Origin of the sequence: Terrabacter sp. C0L_2 (genome assembly GCF_036352015.1) — a bacterium.
In the GTDB taxonomy this organism is placed as follows: Bacteria; Actinomycetota; Actinomycetes; order Actinomycetales; family Dermatophilaceae; genus Terrabacter; species Terrabacter tumescens.
The window spans coordinates 3,275,853-3,295,814 of the sequence record NZ_CP143557.1; the positions used below are offsets into that span (position 1 = coordinate 3,275,853).

Here is a 19,962-nt window from a genome sequence, read left to right on the forward strand (position 1 = left end):
GGCCCGGTCAGCTCACCGTGAGGGTCGCGGTCCAGGTGGCGCCGCTCGCCGTCGTGTACGTCACGGTGATCGAGGCGGCATTGCTGCCTGTCTTCGTGGCGGACACCTTGGCGGTGGCCGCGGTCGCGTTGGGTGCCACCGTCACGGTGCCCGACCCGGCAGTCTTGCCGGTGGCCGTCCACGAGATGGTTTCCGTCGCCGAACTGTAGGCGATGGGGTTGCCCGTGCTGTCCACGAAGCCGACCGAGGCCGACACCACCGCGTTGTTGCCGCCACTGACGGTGCAGGCGTAGCCGGAAGCCGCGGAGCCGGTGCATGCTGGCACGACGCTCGTGCCGTCCACCGTGACGCCGGCGAAGTCGAGTCCGACGGCCGACGGGTTGACCACTGACTGGGTGACGACGCCCGAGGTCGAGGACAGGTGGTTCGAGCTGCCGACATACGTCGCCGTGATCGTTCGGGAACCCGTGGCAGTGAACGACGTGGTGCACGTGGCGATCCCGGAGGCGTTGAGCGTCGGCGTGCCGGAGGAGCAGCTGATGGTGGCCGAGCCGTCCTTGAAGGAGACCGCGCCCGTCGGCACTCCCCCACCGGGAGCCACCGGAGCGACGGTCGCCGAGAACGTGACGCTCTGTCCCGTTGTGACAGTCGCAGCGGACGTCGTCAGGCTGGTCGTCGTGGAGGCAGCATTGACGACCTGGGTGACGGCCGCGGAGGTCGAGGACCCATGGTTGGCCGAGCCGGCGTACGTGGCCGTGATGCCGCGCGTGCCCGCGGAGCCGTGGGCGACGACGCAGATGGCCGCACCGGAGCTCAGGGTCTGGGTGCCGCCGGTGCACGCCAGGGTCGTGGCACCGTCCTTGAAGGTGACGCTGCCGGCCGGGGTGCCACCACCGGGGGCCACCGCCGACACCGTCGCGGTGTAGGTCACCGGCTGCCCGACCACCGAGGGCGTCGCAGAGGAGGCCACGATGGTGGTCGTCGGCGCGACGTTCACAACTTGGCTGAGCGCGGCGGACGTGGAGGCGCCGAAGGGTGCCGACCCGGCATACGCCGCCGTGATGGAGCGGGTGCCGCTGGAACCGAACGTGGTGACGCACGTGGCGACGCCGGAGCTCAGGGTCTGGCTCCCGCCGCTGCACGTGATGGCGGTGCCGCCGTCGCGGAACGCGACGGAGCCCGTCGCGGTGCCGGAGGCGGCGCTGACCGTTGCCGTGAACGTGACGGGCTGGCCGACGACGGACGGCGTCGCCGACGACGTCAACGAGACCGACGTCGCGACGGTGGCCAGGACCGTGACAGGGATGCTCGTGGCGCTCCTGGCCGTCCACCCGGAACGGATGGCGACGACCGTGTAGCGGTAGCTGCCGTCGGGCACGGACGTGTCGGTGCACGACGTGCCCGTGACCAGGGACGAGCTCGACGAGCCGCAGGCCGCGACGGTGCTGCCAGTCGTCGTGTCGGTGCGGTCGACCCGGTAGCCGCTCGGCGACACCCCGGTCGAGGGCGCGGTCCAGGTGACGCCGACGCTGGAGGCACCGCTCACCGCGGTGGCCGTGACGGCCGAGGGCGCGACCAGGGTCCCGGTCGTCGCCTGGCCCGTCCCGCCGCCCAACGCTGTCCAGGCCGCCCACGCGGTGCCTGACACGGCCATCAGGACCGTGAGCAGGACACCGACACGAAGGGCGCGCACGCCGCGGCTCGGGGCGGCACGGCGTGCGCGCGTCTTCGGGGGCGTCAGGGTCGGCATCACTGCTGTGCCGTCCCGGTCCAGGTGAGCGCGAAGGACTTGCTCTTGCAGGCGTCCTGGTTGACCGTCGCAAGGTTCCGGAGGCGGATCGCGGCGGTCGCGACGCCGGGTGCGGGAAGGGTGACCGTGGAGCGCGCAGGCACCACGAGGGCGTCCGGCCCGGCCAGGCGCGGCTGTCGCACCTCGAGGTTGGTGGCGGCCTTGCACCCCGGCGGGGTGCTGTTGGCCGCGAGGTGCAGCTCGAGCGCCGTCACTCGGACCGCGACGGCGCCGGGGTTGGTGACGCGTGCCGGGACCTGGCGCCACACCCCGGGGGTCAGGTCGTCGACGCCGCCCGTCACCGTGAAGCGGAGACCGGAGGCGCGCAGGGCGTCGCGGTACGAGAACGAGTACGTCACGGCGGCCGACTCACGACCGGACGGGTCGACGGCCAGGACGGAGAGCCGGTGGTGGCCTGCTCGCGTCGGGTCGAGCGCCCAGGTCAGGGGCGACGTGCAGGGGAACCAGCCCCGGTCGTCGGTCGAGCAGCGGAAGCGCGTGCCCGGTCGGGGGTGGATCCACATCGCGGTGTTGGTCACACTGGCCGTCGGGTCGGCCGGCACCGAGGTCAGGACCGGAGCGGCCGGCCGCGTGCCGGGAGCGACGGCGGGCACCATGTCCGCCGACGTCGCCAGGACGACGAGGACGCCGAACAGCCCCAGGGCGGTCTGCCTGGTGCTGGTCGGCGTCGTCACGGTCGTGCTCCCCTGTCTGGAACGGCATCCTGGCCCTGTCCGAGGGGCCCTACTGCTACGGACGTGGCGGACGGGGTGGGCGCCGGGGTCGATGCGGCGTCCCACCCCGTCCGGGTCTCAGCTGGCGATGTAGGTGATCGCCACCGCAGCGCCCTTGCAGGCGTCCTGGTTGGTCGCCTTGTTGTTGAACTGCAGGGAGAAGGTGCCAGTCGTCGTGGCGGCCGGCGCGAGGTCGGCCTGCGTGACGGTGATGGCGACCGCGTCCGTCGCGTTGGTCGGAGCCGCCGCACCGTTGATCTTGTAGTCGGTGCCGTCGCAGCCCTGCTTGTCGGTCGTGATGAACGCCTTGACACCCTGGAGCTTGTAGTTCTCCGTGCCCGTGTTCTTCACGGTCGCCGTGACCGTCTGCGCGGTGTCACCGGGGAACATCGAGGTGGCGGCGTTGCCCGTCACCTCGAAGACGTTCGAGGCACCCGCCCTCGTGGAGGCCGTGCCGGTGCCGCCACCGAGGCTCGTCCAGTAGGCGTACGCACCGCCGGCGGTCGCGAGGCCGATGACACCGGCGGCGACGAAAGCTGCGGACTTTTTCTTCTTGGAGTTCTTCTTCTCGGTGCGCATGGTGTCCCCCATGACCTTTCCCTCGAGTGGCTTTACCGTTTCTTGGTGTGCTGCTGGAGCAACACTGACACGCGAAACAGCCGAAACGAGGGCACCTCGGGCAACGTAGCGCATACCTTGCGGAAGGCTTGTGCCACAGAGGGAGTCCTTGCAGTGCCCGGCGGGAGGGCTTGCAGTACAAGCGGATTCGCGCCACCACACGACGGTCCGGCGACCGCCTCTTCGGACGGTGCAACGGCCTACCAACGACGAAGGGCCGCACTCTCCGTGGAGAGTGCGGCCCTTCGTCGTTCGGTCGGGCTGACAGGATTTGAACCTGCGACCCCTTGACCCCCAGTCAAGTGCGCTACCAAGCTGCGCCACAGCCCGAATGCCCCTCGGGGCGAAAGGAACATTAGCGCACCGGGTGCCGCTGGTCCCAATCGGCCCCCGTGGGAGCCTCGGTCGGGCTCCGAGTCAGCGGCGACGCTTCTCGCGGACGCGGACCGACACCTCGATCGGCGTGCCCTCGAAGCCGAACTGCTCGCGCAGACGACGCTCGATGAAGCGGCGGTAGCCGGCCTCGATGAAGCCTGAGGCGAAGATGACGAAGCGCGGCGGCCGCGTCGAGGCCTGGGTCGCGAAGAGGATGCGCGGCTGCTTGCCACCCCGCAGCGGGTGCGGGTGAGCAGCCACGATCTCCCCCATGAACGCGTTGAGCCGGCCGGTGGGGACGCGGGTGTCCCACGACTCGAGCGCGGTCTCGATCGCGGGCACCAGGCGGTCCATGTGCCGCCCGGTGCGGGCGGAGATGTTGGCCCGGGGCGCCCACGGCACCTGGACGAGCTCCTTCTCGATCTCGCGCTCGAGGTAGTAGCGGCGCTCCTCGTCGAGGGTGTCCCACTTGTTGTAGGCGATCACGAGGGCGCGCCCCGAGTCGATGACCTGCTGGACGACGCGGATGTCCTGCTCGGCGATGGGCTCCTCGGCGTCGATGAGCACGACGGCCACCTCCGCCTTCTCCAGGGCCGTCTGGGTGCGCAGCGAGGCGTAGAAGTCGGCGCCGCGGCTCTGGTGCACGCGGCGTCGGATGCCGGCCGTGTCGACGAAGCGCCACGTCTTGCCGCCGAGCTCGATGAGCTCGTCGACCGGGTCGCGGGTGGTGCCGGCGACGTTGTCGACGACGACGCGCTCGGACCCGGCGAGACGGTTGAGCAGGCTCGACTTGCCGACGTTGGGCCGGCCGACGAGAGCGACGCGACGGGGGCCGCCCTGGGCGTACGCGCCGTGTGCCGACACGTCGGGAAGCACGTCGAGCACGGCGTCGAGGGCGTCACCGCTTCCCCGGCCGTGCACGGCCGACACCGGGAAGGGCTGACCGAGTCCGAGACTCCACAGCATGGCCGCGTCGGCCTCGCCGCGCTGGTCGTCGACCTTGTTGGCCACGAGCACGACGGGCTTGCCGGAGCGGCGCAGCAGCTTGACGACCGCCTCGTCGTCGTCGGTGGCGCCGACCGTGGCGTCGACGACGAACATGACGACGTCGGCGAGGTCGATGGCGATCTCGGCCTGCTCGGCGACGCGGAGGTGGATGCCGGTGGCGTCGGCCTCCCAGCCGCCGGTGTCGACGATGGTGAAGCGGCGCCCGCCCCACTCGGCCTCGTAGGAGACCCGGTCACGGGTCACCCCGGGCACGTCCTCGACGACGGCCTCGCGGCGTCGCAGGATGCGGTTGACGAGGCTCGACTTGCCGACGTTGGGTCGGCCGACCACGGCGACGACCGGGAGCGGCCCCTGGGCCGCGCCGTCGTTGGAGAGGCCACCCTGCGCGTCGAGCAGGGCCTGGTCCTCGGGGCTGAGCTCGAAGTCCTCGAGCCCGGCGCGCAGGGCGCGCTCCACGGCGGCGTCGTCGAGCTCAGGGGCGCCGACGGCGCCGGCGACGGGGTCGACGGCGTGGTCGGGGGTCGAGATCGGAGCGCCCTCGTCGATGGGGCGGGCGGTCTCGTCAGTCACGGTGTCCTCGAATCAGTGAACGTCTGTTGAGGGACCATTCTCCACCCGCGAGCGACGTACATGTGACGCGAGCGCGTCGCGCAGCTGGTCACTGGCCAGCCGGAGGCGGTCCCGGCCCGGCACCGCGGGGTCGACGGCGAGCCGGAACGGGTCCCCGAAGTCGACGACGAGGCGCGAGCGGAACGCCGGCCAGTCGTCCTTCGTGGAGCCCGGTGCGCGGGTGCCGCTGACGGCCACGGGCACGATCTGGGCGTCGGTGCGCAGCGCGATCCACGCTGCGCCGTGGTTGACCTGGTGGACCTCGCCGTCACCCCGGTTGCCCTCGGGGAAGATCCCGACCGCTCCCCCGCCCTCGAGGACGGCGCTGGCCGACGCGAGGGCGGCGCGGTCCCCGACCGAACGGTCGATGGGGATCTGGCCCACGCTGCGGATGGTCCAGCCCCAGAAGCCGGAGAAGGCCTCCTGCTTGACGAGGAAGCTGACGGGCCGCGGAGCGAGCCCGAAGACGAGCGGCCCGTCGAGGAAGGCCGCGTGGTTGGCCACGAGGATGACGGGACCGGCCAGCGGGACGCGCTCGGGGTGCAGCGCGGTGCCGCGGTAGAGCGTGCTGAAGATGACCTTGCCGATCGGGCGGCCGATCCGGGCCCGATTGGGGTGGGGAGCGACCGCCTGGCTCATGCCCGCGCCGCCCCGACCACCTGGAGCACCGCCTCGACCGAGCCCTCGAAGTCGAGGTGCGAGGTGTCGATCGTCGTGACCCCGTCGGCCGCGACCGTGAACTCCGAGACCGCGGAGTCGGCCTTGTCGCGGTCGACGATCTGCGACCTGGTCGCGGCGACGGCGGCGGCGTCGGCCGCCCCGTGCAGCTCCGTGGACCGGCGTGCGAGCCTGGCCTCCTCCGAGGCGGTCAACAGGATGCGTACGGGTGCGTCGGGGGCGACGACGGTCGTGATGTCGCGGCCCTCGGCGACGACGCCGCCCTTGGTCTGCGCGGCCTCGGAGATGAGGCGACGCTGGAGGACCCGGAGGATCTCGCGGACGGGGATCACCGTGGCCACCGCCGAGACGTTGGTGGAGATCCGCGTCTCGCGGATCGCGGCCGCGACGTCGGTGCCTCCGACGGTGACCGTGGGAGCGTCGGGATCGGTGCCGATGGCCAGCGGAAAGCGTTGTGCCGCAGCGGTGATCGCGTCGGCGTCGGTCAGCTCCACGTCCTCGTGCAGGCACCACCAGGTCAGCGCGCGGTACATCGCGCCGGTGTCGAGGTAGCCGAAGCCGAGGGTACGCGCGACCTGCTTGCTGACGCTCGACTTCCCCGAGCCGGAGGGCCCGTCCACGGCGACGACGAATCCGGACAGGTGCTCCTCGGGGGTCTGCGACATGCGGACGAGGATAGTGCCTGGGTCGGGCCCCACCCGGACCAGCCCGCGGGCCGGACCGGTCATCCTCGGGGCCACGCGCTCGTCAGTCGTGCACGCGCCACCCGAGCCGCGCGAGCTCCGCGCGAAGCGGCTCGACCGAGGACGGGACGACCGAGATCTCGGCTACCCCGACGGCCTGCCCGAGCCCGTGCTCGAGGTGCAGGTCCTCGAGGTTGATGCCGGCCGCACCCACGTCGGTGAGCAGCCGGGCGAGCGACCCCGGCTCGTCCGGGACGACCACAGACACGACCTCGTATGCCGCGGGCGCGGCGCCGTGCTTGCCGGGGATCCGCGCGTGGCCGAGGTTGCCGGCCTCGAGGACCCGGCTCAGGGTGCCGAGAGCGCCCTCTCCGTCCGCGTCGGCCAGCGAGTCGAGAGCGCCCACGACGTGGTCGACCTGGTCCCGCACGTGGCGCAGGACGTCACGCACGGCCGGCGCGTTGCCCGCGAGGATCTGGGTCCAGAGCCGGGGGTCGCTGGCGGCGATGCGGGTCACGTCGCGCAGGCCCTGGCCGGCGAGGCCGACCGCGGACTCCGGCAGCTCGCGGAGGCACGCCGCGACGATGCTCGCCGCTAGCTGGGGGACGTGCGAAACGGCCGCCACGGCCTCGTCGTGCTCGTGCGCCGGCATGACACGCAAGGCGGAGCCCACGGAGAGCGCCACCTCGCGCACGCGGCGGACCGCGGCGTCGGTCGAGGCCTCGTGCGGCACGACGACCCAGGCCCGCCCGTCGAAGAGGTCGGCACGCGCCGCCGCGGCGCCGGAGCGCTCGCGCCCCGCCATGGGGTGCGAGCCGACGTAGCGGCTGGCGTCGGCGCCGGAGTCGAGCACGACCCTCAGCACCGACTCCTTGACCGAGGCGACGTCGGTGACGACCGCGTCCGGCCAGCGGTTCAGGGCGTCGACGACGACACCCGCCGCGACGTCCGGGGGCGCAGCCACGACGACGACGTCGGGCGCGCCGGACTGCTCGTCGGCCACCTCCCCCGCCCGCAGGTCACGCGCGAGACGGACGGCGGTCGGGGACGGGTCGTCGAGGGAGACGCGAAATCCGCTCTGGGACAGCGCAATTCCCAAGCTGGTGCCGATGAGCCCAGTGCCGACGATGCGGACGTGCGTGGTCACCCCGTCAGCGTAGCGAGCGTCTCGTCACGCCGACGGGACGTCCGGATCACAGACCGGCGGCCTTGTAGAGCGCCCCGATCTCGGCCTTGTTGAGCCGGCGCGTGCGCCCCGACTTGAGGTCGGCGAGACGGATGGGACCGACCTCCGTGCGCACGAGCTCGACGACCGGGTGTCCCACGGCCTCGAGCATGCGGCGGACGACGTGCTTGCGTCCCTCGTGCAGCACGACCTCGACCATGGCCTTGCCGGGCTGGTGGTCGACGATGCGGAACGAGTCGACCTTCACCGGCCCGTCCTCGAGCTCGACGCCCTCGCGCAGCCGCTTGCCGACGTCGCGCTGGACGGGGCCACGGATCGTGGCGATGTAGGTCTTGAGGACGCCGTATGCGGGGTGCTGGAGCCGGTGGGCCAGCTCGCCGTCGTTCGTGAGCAGCAGCAGGCCCTCGGTGTCGGCGTCGAGACGTCCGACGTGGAAGAGGCGCTCCTCGCGGTTGCCGACGTAGTCGGCGAGGGAGATGCGCCCGAGCTCGTCGTGCATGGTCGTGACGACGCCCTTGGGCTTGTTGAAGGCGAGGTAGACGCGGTCCTCGTCGAGGTTGACGCGGACGCCGTCGACGTGGACGACCTGGGTCTGCGGGTTGATGCGCACGCCGAGCTCGGTGACGACCTGGCCGTCGACCTCGACCCGGCCCTGCTCGATGAGGTTCTCGCAGACGCGACGGGAGCCGACGCCGCCGGCCGCCATCAGCTTCTGCAGGCGCACGCCGTCGGGGTCGTGCACGTCGATCTGGGGCACGGCCTTGCGGTCGGGCAGCTTCGTGGGCTGGCTCGCCTTGGTGGACCCGGCGAAGCGCGGACCGCTAGCCCCGCCGCCGCCGCCGCCGCCTGACTTGCCGCCGCTGCGTGTGCCCGTGGGGCGACCGGCGCGTCCCTTGGAACCGCCGCCGGACGGTCCCGACGGACCGCCCTTCTTGCGCGGCTGGCGGGGTGACCTGGAGTACTCGCTCATGCGTGTCCTTCCTCGATGAGCTCGTCGATGACGTCGGCGTCCGGGAGGTAGGGCGCCAGCGCCGGGAGGTCGTCGAGCGACGACAGCCCCATGCGTTGGAGGAAGTAGGGCGTGGTGCGGAACAGCATCGCGCCACTCTCCCCGAGGTCCTCGACCTCTTCGATGAGACCGCGCGACGTCAGCGTGCGCACGACTCCGTCGACGTTGACGCCGCGCACGGCACTGACCCGCGCGCGGGAGACGGGCTGGCGGTAGGCGATGACGGCAAGCGTCTCGAGGGAGGCCTGTGTCAGCTTGGCCTGCTGGCCGTCGAGGACGAACTTCTCCACGACGGGGGCGAAGTCGGACCGGCTGTAGACCCGCCATCCACCCGCGACGCTGCGCAGGGTGAAGCCGCGCTGCGCGGCGGCGTACTCCTCCTCGAGGGCGTGCAGGTGTCCCCGCACGTCCTCGACGGGCAGCTCGAGCGCCGAGGCCAGCGCGACCTCGGTCACCGGCTCGTCGACGACCATGAGCACGGCCTCGAGGGCCGAGCGGGCGCCGCCCGGGAAGTCGTTGATGTCGAAGGCGATCTGCTCGTCGGCACCCTCGCGGTCGTCGAGCTCCTCCGGCTCGGCGGTCGCGTCGGGCCCCTGCGCCGACTGGTCACTCATCGTCTGCTCCTGTCCGTGGGGCGGCGGCGCCGCCCGTCTCGTCGTTCGCGTCGTCGTTCGTGTCCTCGGCCTGCTCGGGCGTGCCCGCGTCGCCGTCGTCCTCGGCGCCCTCGTCGTCCTCGTCGAACTCGTCGTCGATGGCGATGTCGCCTGCCTCGGTGCCGGTCCAGCGGATGTCGAGCTCACCGAGGGCCTCGGCCTGCTCGAAGGCGATCGCAGCCTCCTTGAACAGCTCGAGCAACGCGAGGAAGCGGGCCACGATGACGAGGGTGCTGTCGGCGTCAGCGACGAGGCTCCGGAACGAGACCTGGCCCCGGTGGCGCAGGCGGTCGACGATGATCGCCGCCTGCTCACGCACGCTGACCTGCGGCGCGTGGAGGTGCTCGAGGCCGACGGTCGGCGCGATCTTCGGCGTCATCGCCCGCGCGGCGATCCTGGCGAACTGCTCTGGCGTGATGGCGATGACGAGCTCGGGCAGCAGGCTCGCGAACTCGGGCTCGAGCCCGGCCTGCCGCGGGGTGATGCGCCCTGCCGTGGCCATCCGGTCGCGGAAGGTGTTGGCGATCTCCTTGTAGGCGCGGTACTGCAGCAGCCGCGCGAACAGCAGGTCGCGGGCCTCGATGAGCGCGAGGTCCTCGTCGTCCTGCGGACCGGACTGCGGCAGCAGGCGCGAGGCCTTGAGGTCGAGCAGCGTCGCGGCGATGAGGAGGAACTCCGAGGCCTGCCCCAGGTCCCAGTCGCTCTCGGCGGCCTGGGCCGCCTTGATGTGGGCGACGAACTCGTCGGTCACCTTGGCGAGGGCGACCTCGGTGATGTCGAGCTTGTGCTTGCTGATGAGGCCGAGCAGCAGGTCGAAGGGGCCGGAGAAGACGTCGAGGTGCACCTCGAACGGCGTGGACGCCCGCCGCGTGATGACGCCGCCGGGGGTCAGCTCGGCCGGCGCGGCAGCCGGGACGAGCGCCGAGTCGTCGGCGTGCTCGGCAGGCAGGGCAGCGTCGTCGGCGTCAACCGCGGTGCGGTCGACGGTGTCCTGCTCGGTCATCAGATCACTGCGGATCAGGCTGCGCCACCGCGCGCGATGAGCTCGCGGGCGAGCTGGCGGTAGGCGTTGGCACCGGAGTGCTCGGACGAGTAGGACGTGATCGGCTCGGCGGCCAGGGTCGCGTCGGGGAACTTGACGGTGCGGCTGATGACGGTGTGGAAGACCTGCTCGCCGAAGTGGTCGACGACCGAGCGCACGACCTCGCGGCTGTGCAGGGTGCGGCTGTCGTACATCGTGGCGAGGATGCCGTCGACCTGCAGGCGCGGGTTGAGCCGGTCGGTGATCTTGTCGATGGTGTCGATGAGCAGGGCGACGCCACGCATGGCGAAGAACTCGCACTCGAGCGGGATGACGACGCCGTGCGCGGCGGTCAGCGCGTTGACGGTGAGCAGGCCGAGCGACGGCTGGCAGTCGATGAGGACGATGTCGTACTCGTCGATGACGGGACGCAGCACCCGGGCCAGGATCTGCTCGCGCGCGACCTCGCCGACGAGCTGGACCTCGGCGGCCGAGAGGTCGATGTTGGCGGGCACGAGGTCGAGGTTGGGCGTGCGCGTCTGCTGGATGACGTCGTGGATGTCGTGACCGCGCTCGATGAGCAGGTTGTAGATCGTCGTGTCGAGCTCCTGGGCGTTGACGCCGAGGCCGACGGAGAGCGCGCCCTGAGGGTCGAAGTCGATGACGAGCACCTTGCGGCCCAGCTCGGCGAGCGCGGCACCGAGGTTGATGGTGGTCGTCGTCTTGCCGACCCCACCCTTCTGGTTGCACATCGCGATGATCCGCGCCGGCCCGTGGCTCGAGAGAGGGCCCGGGACGGGGAAGTCAGGGAGCGGACGGCCGGTCGGGCCCATGGCGCCGGATCCGGCCGACTCGGTGCCCGGCAGCTGCGCGACGCGCGGGGCGGCGCTGACCGGACTGGGGCGCTGGTCGAGGTCCTCGGACGGCACGGACTGCATGGTGTCGTGTGACTCCTCGTTCACCGGGTGTTCCACTCCGCTCGGCCTTGCCCTGGGATGCTGCGGTCAGCCTCGCGCTGATCACGTGTGACCTTATCAGCGGGCACGGGGGTGGGCGCCCGCATAGACCTCGCGGAGTCGGTGCACCGAGACCATGGTGTAGATCTGGGTCGTGGTCACGGAGGCGTGCCCGAGCAGCTCCTGGACGACGCGCACGTCGGCGCCCCCGTCGAGCAGGTGGGTGGCGAAGGAGTGTCGCAGCGTGTGCGGTGACACGTGCTCGGTGAGGTCGGCGCTCTCGGCCGTCCGCCGGATGACCGCCCACGCCGACTGGCGCGAGAGCCGCGCTCCGCGCTGGTTGAGGAAGAGGGCCGGACCGCCCGTTCCGTGCGTGGCGAGGGCCGGACGGCCCCGCACGAGGTATGCCGTGACGGCCTCCACGGCGTAGCGCCCCACCGGGACGACGCGCTCCTTGCCGCCCTTCCCGCGCAGTCGCACGGACGCCACTCCCCCGCGCGTCGCGCCACCGCCGGACGGGTCGTCGGCGCCGGCCGTCTCGATGTCGTCGACGTCGAGTCCGACCGCCTCGCTGATGCGCGCGCCGATGCCGTAGAGGATCTCGAGCAGTGCACGGTCGCGCAGCGACTCGGGCGTGTCGCCGACCGATGCAGCGGCGAGCAGGCGCTCGACGGCCTCGAGCGGGATCGCCTTGGGCAGCCGGGCCGGCGGCTTGGGCGGAGCGACGTTGGCCGCCGGGTCGCCGGGCACCTCACCCTCGAGCGCGAGGAACCGGTGGAATCCGCGGACGGCCACGAGCGTGCGGGCCGCGGACGAGGCCGCGAGGCCTCGCTCACGCAGCGACGCGAGGAAGTCGGTGACGTCGGCCTCGGTGACGCGGCCCGCGTCGTCGATCCCCTTCGCGGCCAGGAAGGCGCTGTAGGCGCGCAGGTCACGGCCGTAGGACTTCAGGGTGTTGTCGGACGCGCCCTTCTCGACCCGGACGTGGTCGAGCCACCCGCGGACGTCGCGCTCGAGACGCGTCAGGCGTACCGCGGGTGGCTCGGTGACGAGCTGCTGGGTCAGGACAGGGCCTCGTCGAGGCTGACCGACTGCATGCCGTGCGCCTCGGCCACACCGGCGTACGTGACGTGGCCGTCGTGCGTGTTGAGCCCGAGGCCGAGCGCGTGGTCGCTGCGCAGCGCTTCGCGCCAGCCCTGGTTGGCCAGCTTCACGGCATACGGCAGCGTCGAGTTGGTCAGGGCGTAGGTCGAGGTGTTGGGCACCGCGCCCGGCATGTTGGCGACGCAGTAGAAGACCGAGTTGTGCACGGTGTAGGTGGGGTCGGCGTGCGTCGTCGCGTGGCTGTCCTCGAAGCAGCCGCCCTGGTCGATGGCGATGTCGACGAGCACCGAGCCCGGCTTCATCTGCGAGACGAGCTGGTTCGAGACGAGCTTGGGTGCAGCCGCGCCGGGGATGAGCACGGCGCCGATGACCATGTCGGCCTCCTGCACCTGCTGCTGGACCGTGAGCCGGTTGGAGGCGAGGCCGTGCACCTGGTTCTCGTAGCGCCAGAACGACATCCGCAGCTTGTCGAGGTCGGTGTCGAGCAGCGTGACGTCGGCGCCCATGCCGAGCGCGATGTTGGCGGCGTTCTGGCCCGACACACCGGCGCCGAGGATGACGACCTTGGCGTTGGCCACGCCGCCGACACCGCCCATGAGGACGCCCCGGCCACCCTGCGCGCGCATCAGGGCGTGCGCCCCGACCTGCGGCGCGAGGCAGCCGGCGACCTCGGACATCGGGTAGAGCAGCGGCAGGCCGCCGGAGGGCAGCTGCACGGTCTCGTAGGCGATACCGGTGACCTTGCGCTTGACGAGCTCCTCGGTGAGCGGCTTGTCGGCCGCGAGGTGCAGGTAGGTGAAGAGGGTCAGGCCCTCGCGCATGCGGTGGTACTCCTCCGCCACGGGCTCCTTGACCTTGAGCACCATGTCGGACTCGCCCCACACGTCGTCCGCGGACCCGATGACGCGCGCCCCGGCAGCGGCGTAGTCGTCGTCGCTGATCTGGGAGCCGACGCCGGCGTCCTTCTCGACCAGCACGTCGTGCCCGTTCTCGACGAGCTCGTGGACGCCTGAGGGGGTGATGGCCACGCGGTACTCGTGGTTCTTGACCTCGCGGGGGATGCCGACCTTCATGCTGCTGCACTTCCTTCCGGACTGACTCGGCCACGGCGCCGTTGCGGTGGCGAGAAGGGGCCCGCAGGGGCCGCGAGCCCACTGTATCCGTGGGTACCGCCGCCCGTTCACGACCTCGCTCGACCTCGTACGGACCTCGTTCGGGAGGGCGCGGCCGCCCTCGGCCTGCCAGAGTGTGCGCAACGCCGTGCGCCGGGTGCGCGCACCGGCGCCGCCGTCACACGACTCGGGAGGAGCCGACATGACCGACCCCCAGCCCGGCGAGGGCTACACCTGGCCGGGCACCCCGACGAGCGCGCCGGCGGGCCCGCCCCAGCCCCTTCACGACGGCCCTCTGCAGCCGGCGCCGGTGTCGCCCGCCGGGGTCGGTGGAGGCGGTGGAGGCGGCGACCAGGCTTCGCACCGCGGGCACCCGCGTCGCTACGGCGTCGCAGCGGGGACGGTCTTCGCCATCGTCACCGCCTGGCTCACGATCGGCGAGGGCGTGGTGCTGTCGAAGGGGCTGTGGGTCCTGGGCGCCGGGGTGGTGCTGTCCGCCGCTGCCACGGCGGTCCCTCGGCTGCGGCCGTTCGCGCAGGGCTTCCTGGCCGCGTCGGTCGTCGTCGGCATCGGTTCGGTCGGCCTGCTCTACCTCTTCCTCGTCACGATCTTCGTCGCAGCAGTGGGCTCGTGAGGCTCTACGCGGACAGCCCCGCACGCCGCACCCGCCAGCTGCTGTCGGACGTCTTCGTGCTGCTGTGGGTGGGGATCTGGGTGTATGCCGGTCGCCAGGTCCACGACACCGTCGACCAGCTGCGCGCCCCGGCAGACTCGATCAGCTCGGCCGGGCGCTCCGTCAACGGCGCGCTGACCGGCGCCGGCGACCAGGCCGGCCAGATCCCGCTCGTGGGCGACCAGCTGAAGACGTGGCTCACCCAGGCCGCAGGGTCGGGCACGACGCTCCAGTCCGCGGGCACCTCGATGGCGGACACGGTCGACAGGCTGGCGCTCGGTCTCGGGCTCGCCACGGCACTCGTGCCGATTCTGTTCGTGCTCGCCGTATGGCTCTATGTCCGGGTCCGCTTCGTGCGCAACGCGATCCAGTCCCAGCGCTTCATCGACGCCGGTGAGGACCTCGACCTCTTCGCACTCCGGGCCCTGGCGACGCAGCCCATGCGGTCGCTCGCCCGGGTGTCGGACGACCCGGCGGGAGCCTGGCGTCGTCAGGACCGGGACGTCATCCGACAGCTCGCCCTGCTCGAGCTGCGGGACCAGGGCCTGCGCCCGCCCCCGGGGGCCTGACCCGCCGCCGCGGAGGGCGGAGCGGACCAGGACGGCCCGGGCCGGTGCTCAGCTCTCGACGTCGGTGCGGGTCACGAGCGGGGTGAGATCCTGGGCCGGGGGCGTCCACGAGTCGGCCGAGGCCGGCACCTGCTCGCCCGAGCGGATGTCCTTGACCTCGTCGGCGCACCCGTCCGTCCCGGGGAACCAGACGTACGGGATGCCGCGGCGGTCCGCGTAGCGGATCTGCTTGCCGAAGCGCGCCGCCGAGGGAGCGACCTCGCACGCGATGCCCCGCCGCCGCAGTGCCGTGGCGACGGCCACCGCCTCCTCGCGGGACTCGTCGTCGGTCAGTGCGACGAGCACGGCAGCCGGCGTCGACCGGGAGGCCGTGACGAGCCCACGCCCCACGAGCAGGCCGAGGATGCGCGTCACCCCGATCGAGATGCCGACACCGGGGTAGGTGGTGCGCCCGTCGCTCGCGAGGGCGTCGTAGCGGCCACCGGAGCAGAACGAGCCCCAGGACTCGTGCCCGACGAACTGGGTCTCGTAGACGGTGCCGGTGTAGTAGTCGAGGCCCCGGGCGATCCGCAGGTCGGCGACGAGCTTGCCCGGCGCGTGGGCCATCCCGGTGCGGATGACGCGCGCCAGGGACTCGAGCCCCTCCTCGAGAAGCGGGTGCTCGACGCCGAGGGCCCGCACCTGCTCGACGAAGCCGAGGTCGGTCGAGCGGATGGCTGCGAGGGCGAGGCACTGGTCGGCCTGCTCGGCCGTCGTGCCCGACTCGACGAGCAGGGCCTTGACCTTGTCGGCGCCGATCTTGTCGAGCTTGTCGACGATGCGGAGCGTCCCGATGACGTCGGTGATGCCGATGCCCTGGTAGAAGCCGTTGGGGATCTTGCGGTCGTTGACCTGGATGACGAACTCGCCGACCGGGAACTTGCTGAAGACGTCGGCGATGACGAGCGGCATCTCGGCCTCGAAGTGAGGCGACAGCTGACCCACGTCGACGACGTCGATGTCGGCCTGCGTGAACTCGCGGTAGCGACCCTCCTGGGGGCGCTCACCCCGCCACGCCTTCTGGATCTGGTAGCGCCGGAACGGGAAGGCGAGCTTGCCGGCGTTCTCGAGCACGTAGCGCGCGAACGGCACGGTCATGTCGAAGTGCAGACCCCAGCGGGCGTCGTCGTCGCCGCCGCCGGCCAGGCGGGAGACCGCGTAGATCTCCTTGTCGGCGTCCTCGCCCTGGGAGCTCAGGCGCTCGATCGGCTCGATGGACCGCGTCTCGATCGAGGAGAAGCCGTGCAGCTCGAAGGTCTCGCGGATGACGTCGAGGAAGCGCTGCTCGACGATGCGCTCGGACGGGAGGTACTCGGGGAAGCCGCTGATCGGCATGACCTTGACGGCCTTGGGCTGCGGGGTGCTCACGCGCGCAAGTCTTTCAGGTAGGGGTTGGTGGCTCGCTCGTGGGCCATCGTCGTGGCCTGGTAGTGCCCGGGCAGCACGAGCGTCGTGTCGGGCAGCGGCAGCACGACGTCACGCAGGCTGCGCTGCATCGCGGCCGGGTCTCCGCCCGGCAGGTCGGTGCGGCCGACCGAGCCGGCGAAGAGCACGTCGCCCGTCACCATGGTGCGGTCGACGTCGACCTGCTCGCGGATCCCGTCCGGCACCCGGTCGATGCCGAACATGACCGAGCCCTCGGTGTGTCCCGGGGCGTGCAGCACGTCGAACTCCATGGCGGCCAGCGTCAGACGCGTGCCGTCCGTGATCTCCACGACGTTGGTCGGCTCGGTCCACGTGGCCGCGGTGCCGAACTGCTGCTCGAGCATGGCGATGAGCCCGGGGTTGCTGCGGCCGAGCAGGTCGTGCAGCCGGTAGCGGTCGTCGGAGTGGATGTAGGCCGCCGTGTCGGACCCGCAGACCGGCGTCACGGAGTAGACGTGGTCGACGTGCCCGTGGGTCAGCAGCACCGCCGAGGGCCGCAGCCGGTGCTGCGCCAGGACCTCGCGCAGCGTCTCCTCGACGCCGATGCCCGGGTCGACGATGACGCACTCCTCCCCCGCCTGCGGGGCGAGGACGTAGCAGTTGGTGTCGAATGCCTGGGCCGGGAACGCGATGGTCAGCACGCTGGGAGCCTAGCGACGACGCGGACTCGGGCACCCGGCATACGCCCTCGGTGGACGTCGCGAGAGGGTAGGTATGCCGTGCGGCGACGTCGCCGACGCAATTGCGCGCGCACGCGGGGAGATGTCACGGACTCGTGACCCGTCCCGCTGCGACGGCGAGACCGTCGTTCCATAAAATGACCGGACGCCCGGGGACCGCCCATGTGGCCCGTACGAGGAGAGGTTCGTGACCAAAGAGCAGGAACGCGCACGTGCGCGCCGCCGCCACGAGGAGCAGCAGAAGAGCGCCAAGCCGCCGGTGGGCGACTCGACGCGCGACAAGCAGGTCTTCGGTGTGATCCTCGCGGTCATCCTCATCATCGCTGCCGTCATCGTCGTGCCCAAGATCGTCGGCAGCTCCGACAGCGCCACGCCCGCGGCCGGGTCGACGACCCCCGCCGGCACCGCGACGGCCACGCCGACGTCCTCCGGAGGGCTCGCCGAGGGCCAGAAGCTCGCGGCCGGCTGCACGGCTCCCCCGGCCAACCAGACCACCCCGAAGCAGCAGAAGGACGTCCCCGACAAGGCGACCGCTGCCGGCAAGACGTTCATCGCGACCGTCAAGACGACGTGCGGCGACCTGACCTTCGAGCTCGACGGTGCCAAGGCACCCCAGACGGTCGCGTCGTTCATCAACCTCGCCAAGACCGGCTTCTGGGCCCCGAGCCCGTGCCACCGCGTCACCACCGAGGGCATCTACGTCCTCCAGTGCGGTGACCCCACCGGCACCGGCCAGGGTGGCCCCGGCTACACCTTCGGCATCGAGAACGCCCCCAAGGACGGGAAGTACGCCCCCGGCGTGCTCGCCATGGCCCGCACCCAGGACCCGAACAGCAACGGCGGCCAGTTCTTCATCACCTACAAGGAAACCCAGTTGCCCACCGACGGCGGTGGCTACACGATCTTCGGGAAGGTGACCAAGGGCCTCGACATCGTTGAGAAGATTGCGGCCAACAAGGCGCTGCCCCCCAGCCCGACGGACGGTACCCCCGTCTCCCCGATCAGCATCCTCAGCGTCAGCGTGACGGAGAAGAAGGCATGACCGACATCCAGCACCCCCAGACTGACGACACCGCCGAGCCCGAGGCGGTGGCGACCAACCCCACGGCGGATGACGCCACGCCGGAGGCCGAGGCGACGAGCGAGGCGACGGCGGCCACCGAGCCCGCCTCTGACCCCGCTGCCGAGCCCGCTGCTGGGCCCGCCGTCGTCCCCGCAGCCGACAACGCCGACGTGGCAGAGACGACCGAGGTGACCGAGGCGTCCGAGGCGACGTCGCCCGCGGAGGCCGTCCCTGCCGGGACGGCGCCCGAGGCCGAGGCTCCGGCGCCTGTCACCGAGCCCGAGTCCGTCGAGGCCGCCGGGACCGAGCCCGTCGCCGAGGAAGCAGCAGGGCCCGTCGCCGAGGTAGCAGCCGAGCCCGTCGCCGTGGAGGGCGACGAGACCGCCGCAGCCGCCACGGAGACCGCGGACAGTGTCGCGTCGGTGAGCAGCACGGAGGCCGGTGACACGGTCGAGGCCGCTGTCGCTGACACCGCCCCCGACACTGCACCTGACGCCGCCCCGGACGCCAGCGTGGATGCCACGACCGACGCCGAAGCCGACGCGACCCCGGCCGCCCCGTCACCGGCCAGCATCCCCAAGCCGTCGTCGATCCCGACGCCGGCGGCGCTCGCCAAGGCCGTGCCGCACCCCACGGTGACGCCGGCCGCGCCGGCCCCGATCCTGACCGACCACTCCGCGTCGGCGGCGTTCGGACGGGTCGACGAGAACGGCACCGTCTTCGTGCGCACCAAGGACGGCGAGGAGCGCGAGGTCGGCTCCTACCCCGGCGCCAGCGACCAGGAGGCGCTCACCTACTTCGCCCGCAAGTACGACGAGCTCTTCGCGTCCGCGGTGCTCCTCGAGCAGCGCCTCTCCCAGCCGGAGGTTCCGTCCAAGGACGTCGCCGAGGGTCTCAAGACGCTGACAGCCCAGGTGAAGGACGCCACGGTCGTCGGTGACCTCGACGCGCTCGCGACCAAGCTCGACGAGATCCAGTCCGGCCTCGCGGCCAAGCGCAACGTCGAGCAGCAGCACCGTGCCGAGGCCCGGGCCGCAGCGACGGCCGAGCGCGAGAAGATCGTCGCCGAGGCCGAGTCCATCGCGGGCCAGCCCGAGAACCGCATCCAGTGGAAGACGAGCGGCGCCCGCATGCGCGAGCTGCTCGACGAGTGGAAGTCGCACCAGCGTGCGGCGACGCGCCTGGACCGCGAGACCGAGTCGAACCTCTGGCAGCGTTTCAGCGCCGCCCGCAACGGGTTCGACAAGGCCCGCCGCAGCCATTTCGCCGGCCTCGACGCGCAGCATGCCGACGCGAAGAGCACCAAGGAGCGGCTCGTCGCCGAGGCCGAGAAGCTCGCGACGAGCACCGACTGGGCTGCCACCGCCGGTGCGTTCAAGCGGCTCATGGACGAGTGGCGACGTGCCGGGCGCGCCAGCCGGGCAGACGACGACAAGCTGTGGGCCCGCTTCAAGGCGGCCCAGGACAGCTTCTTCGCCGCCAAGGACGAGGTCGTCGCTGCCGAGGAGGAGCAGTACCGTGGCAACCTCACGGTCAAGGAGGCCCTGCTCGTCGAGGCCGAGGCGATCCTGCCCGTGACCGACCTCGAGAAGGCCAAGGGCCAGCTGCGCGTCATCCAGGACAAGTGGGATGCCGCCGGCAAGGTGCCGCGCTCCGACATGGAGCGGGTCGAGAAGGCCATGCGCCGGGTCGAGCAGACCGTGCGTGACGCCGAGGACCGCCGCTGGAAGTCGAGCAACCCCGAGGTCGCGGCCCGCGCCCGGGCGATGGTCGACCAGCTCGAGCGCGCCGTCGCCGACCTGCAGGACGACCTCGCCAAGGCGGAGGCCTCAGGCAACGCGAGCAAGATCAAGAAGGCGCGTGAGGCCCTCGACGCACGTCAGGTCTGGCTCGACCAGGCCCGCGCGGGCGTCGCCGAGTTCGGCGGCTGACCGAAACAGCAGTCACACGAGAAGGCCCGCCCGGCAAGCGAACTCGC

At 71.8% G+C, this 19,962-nt stretch carries 19 protein-coding genes and 1 tRNA gene; 4 read left to right on the top strand and 16 right to left on the bottom strand.

Features of this window, described 5'->3' with window-relative positions; translation table 11 throughout:
* Positions 1–7: 7 nt before the first annotated feature.
* From U5C87_RS14950 to ald, 14 genes are all read right to left on the bottom strand, one after another.
* Positions 8–1,750, bottom strand: coding sequence for a beta strand repeat-containing protein (locus U5C87_RS14950; protein WP_330473324.1), 1,743 nt, complete (start codon positions 1,748–1,750; stop codon positions 8–10).
* On the bottom strand, positions 1,750–2,484 hold the full coding sequence (locus U5C87_RS14955; RefSeq protein WP_330473325.1) for a hypothetical protein: 735 nt from the start codon (positions 2,482–2,484) through the stop codon (positions 1,750–1,752). Before U5C87_RS14955 ends, U5C87_RS14950 begins: the two co-directional genes overlap by 1 nt.
* 117 nt (positions 2,485–2,601) lie before the next feature.
* Entirely contained in the window at positions 2,602–3,114 is a 513-nt protein-coding gene (locus tag U5C87_RS14960) for a hypothetical protein (RefSeq protein ID WP_330473326.1), read from the bottom strand.
* Positions 3,115–3,397: 283 nt separating this feature from the next.
* Positions 3,398–3,471, bottom strand: a tRNA-Pro gene (locus U5C87_RS14965).
* Positions 3,472–3,558: 87 nt separating this feature from the next.
* Positions 3,559–5,094, bottom strand: a complete 1,536-nt coding sequence (der, locus tag U5C87_RS14970; protein ID WP_443082063.1) for a ribosome biogenesis GTPase Der — start codon at positions 5,092–5,094, stop codon at positions 3,559–3,561.
* Positions 5,095–5,106: 12 nt separating this feature from the next.
* Positions 5,107–5,772, bottom strand: coding sequence for a lysophospholipid acyltransferase family protein (locus U5C87_RS14975; protein WP_330473327.1), 666 nt, complete (start codon positions 5,770–5,772; stop codon positions 5,107–5,109).
* Positions 5,769–6,476, bottom strand: coding sequence for a (d)CMP kinase (cmk, locus tag U5C87_RS14980; RefSeq protein WP_330473328.1), 708 nt, complete (start codon positions 6,474–6,476; stop codon positions 5,769–5,771). Before cmk ends, U5C87_RS14975 begins: the two co-directional genes overlap by 4 nt.
* 82 nt (positions 6,477–6,558) lie before the next feature.
* Positions 6,559–7,641, bottom strand: coding sequence for a prephenate dehydrogenase (locus U5C87_RS14985; RefSeq protein ID WP_330473329.1), 1,083 nt, complete (start codon positions 7,639–7,641; stop codon positions 6,559–6,561).
* Positions 7,642–7,687: 46 nt separating this feature from the next.
* On the bottom strand, positions 7,688–8,650 hold the full coding sequence (locus tag U5C87_RS14990) for a pseudouridine synthase (protein ID WP_330473330.1): 963 nt from the start codon (positions 8,648–8,650) through the stop codon (positions 7,688–7,690).
* Positions 8,647–9,303 carry an SMC-Scp complex subunit ScpB gene (gene scpB, locus U5C87_RS14995; protein WP_330473331.1) on the bottom strand — a complete coding sequence of 219 codons (657 nt, stop codon included), beginning with the start codon at positions 9,301–9,303 and terminating at the stop codon, positions 8,647–8,649. The genes U5C87_RS14990 and scpB overlap by 4 nt, the downstream gene beginning before the upstream one ends.
* Positions 9,296–10,345 carry a segregation and condensation protein A gene (locus U5C87_RS15000; RefSeq protein WP_330473332.1) on the bottom strand — a complete coding sequence of 350 codons (1,050 nt, stop codon included), beginning with the start codon at positions 10,343–10,345 and terminating at the stop codon, positions 9,296–9,298. The genes scpB and U5C87_RS15000 overlap by 8 nt, the downstream gene beginning before the upstream one ends.
* A 14-nt stretch (positions 10,346–10,359) precedes the next feature.
* Positions 10,360–11,325 (bottom strand): AAA family ATPase, encoded by a 966-nt coding sequence (locus tag U5C87_RS15005; RefSeq protein ID WP_030146142.1) that lies wholly within the window; start codon positions 11,323–11,325, stop codon positions 10,360–10,362.
* A 72-nt stretch (positions 11,326–11,397) separates the two neighbouring features.
* Entirely contained in the window at positions 11,398–12,345 is a 948-nt protein-coding gene (gene xerD, locus U5C87_RS15010; protein ID WP_330476699.1) for a site-specific tyrosine recombinase XerD, read from the bottom strand.
* Between the two features lie 35 nt (positions 12,346–12,380).
* On the bottom strand, positions 12,381–13,496 hold the full coding sequence (ald, locus tag U5C87_RS15015) for an alanine dehydrogenase (RefSeq protein WP_330473333.1): 1,116 nt from the start codon (positions 13,494–13,496) through the stop codon (positions 12,381–12,383).
* 241 nt (positions 13,497–13,737) lie between these two features.
* Between ald and U5C87_RS15020 the strand changes: the two genes are divergently transcribed.
* Complete coding sequence (locus U5C87_RS15020) at positions 13,738–14,169, top strand: hypothetical protein (RefSeq protein ID WP_330473334.1); 432 nt, start codon at positions 13,738–13,740, stop codon at positions 14,167–14,169.
* On the top strand, positions 14,166–14,777 hold the full coding sequence (locus U5C87_RS15025) for a hypothetical protein (RefSeq protein ID WP_330473335.1): 612 nt from the start codon (positions 14,166–14,168) through the stop codon (positions 14,775–14,777). The genes U5C87_RS15020 and U5C87_RS15025 overlap by 4 nt, the downstream gene beginning before the upstream one ends.
* Before the next feature lie 48 nt (positions 14,778–14,825).
* Here the strand turns inward: U5C87_RS15025 and hisS are convergent, their stop codons facing one another.
* Together hisS and U5C87_RS15035 are read right to left on the bottom strand one after the other, a co-directional pair.
* The gene (gene hisS / locus U5C87_RS15030; protein WP_330476700.1) at positions 14,826–16,151 is read right to left on the bottom strand and encodes a histidine--tRNA ligase; all 1,326 of its coding nucleotides are present in this window, start codon (positions 16,149–16,151) and stop codon (positions 14,826–14,828) included.
* A gap of 29 nt (positions 16,152–16,180) precedes the next feature.
* Positions 16,181–16,882, bottom strand: coding sequence for an MBL fold metallo-hydrolase (locus tag U5C87_RS15035; RefSeq protein ID WP_330473336.1), 702 nt, complete (start codon positions 16,880–16,882; stop codon positions 16,181–16,183).
* Between the two features lie 226 nt (positions 16,883–17,108).
* On the opposite strand from U5C87_RS15035, the gene U5C87_RS15040 reads away from it, so the two are divergent.
* Both U5C87_RS15040 and U5C87_RS15045 read left to right on the top strand, forming a co-directional pair.
* Complete coding sequence (locus U5C87_RS15040) at positions 17,109–17,963, top strand: peptidylprolyl isomerase (protein WP_330473337.1); 855 nt, start codon at positions 17,109–17,111, stop codon at positions 17,961–17,963.
* On the top strand, positions 17,960–19,915 hold the full coding sequence (locus U5C87_RS15045; protein ID WP_330473338.1) for a DUF349 domain-containing protein: 1,956 nt from the start codon (positions 17,960–17,962) through the stop codon (positions 19,913–19,915). Before U5C87_RS15040 ends, U5C87_RS15045 begins: the two co-directional genes overlap by 4 nt.
* The last annotated feature ends 47 nt before the right edge of the window (positions 19,916–19,962 follow it).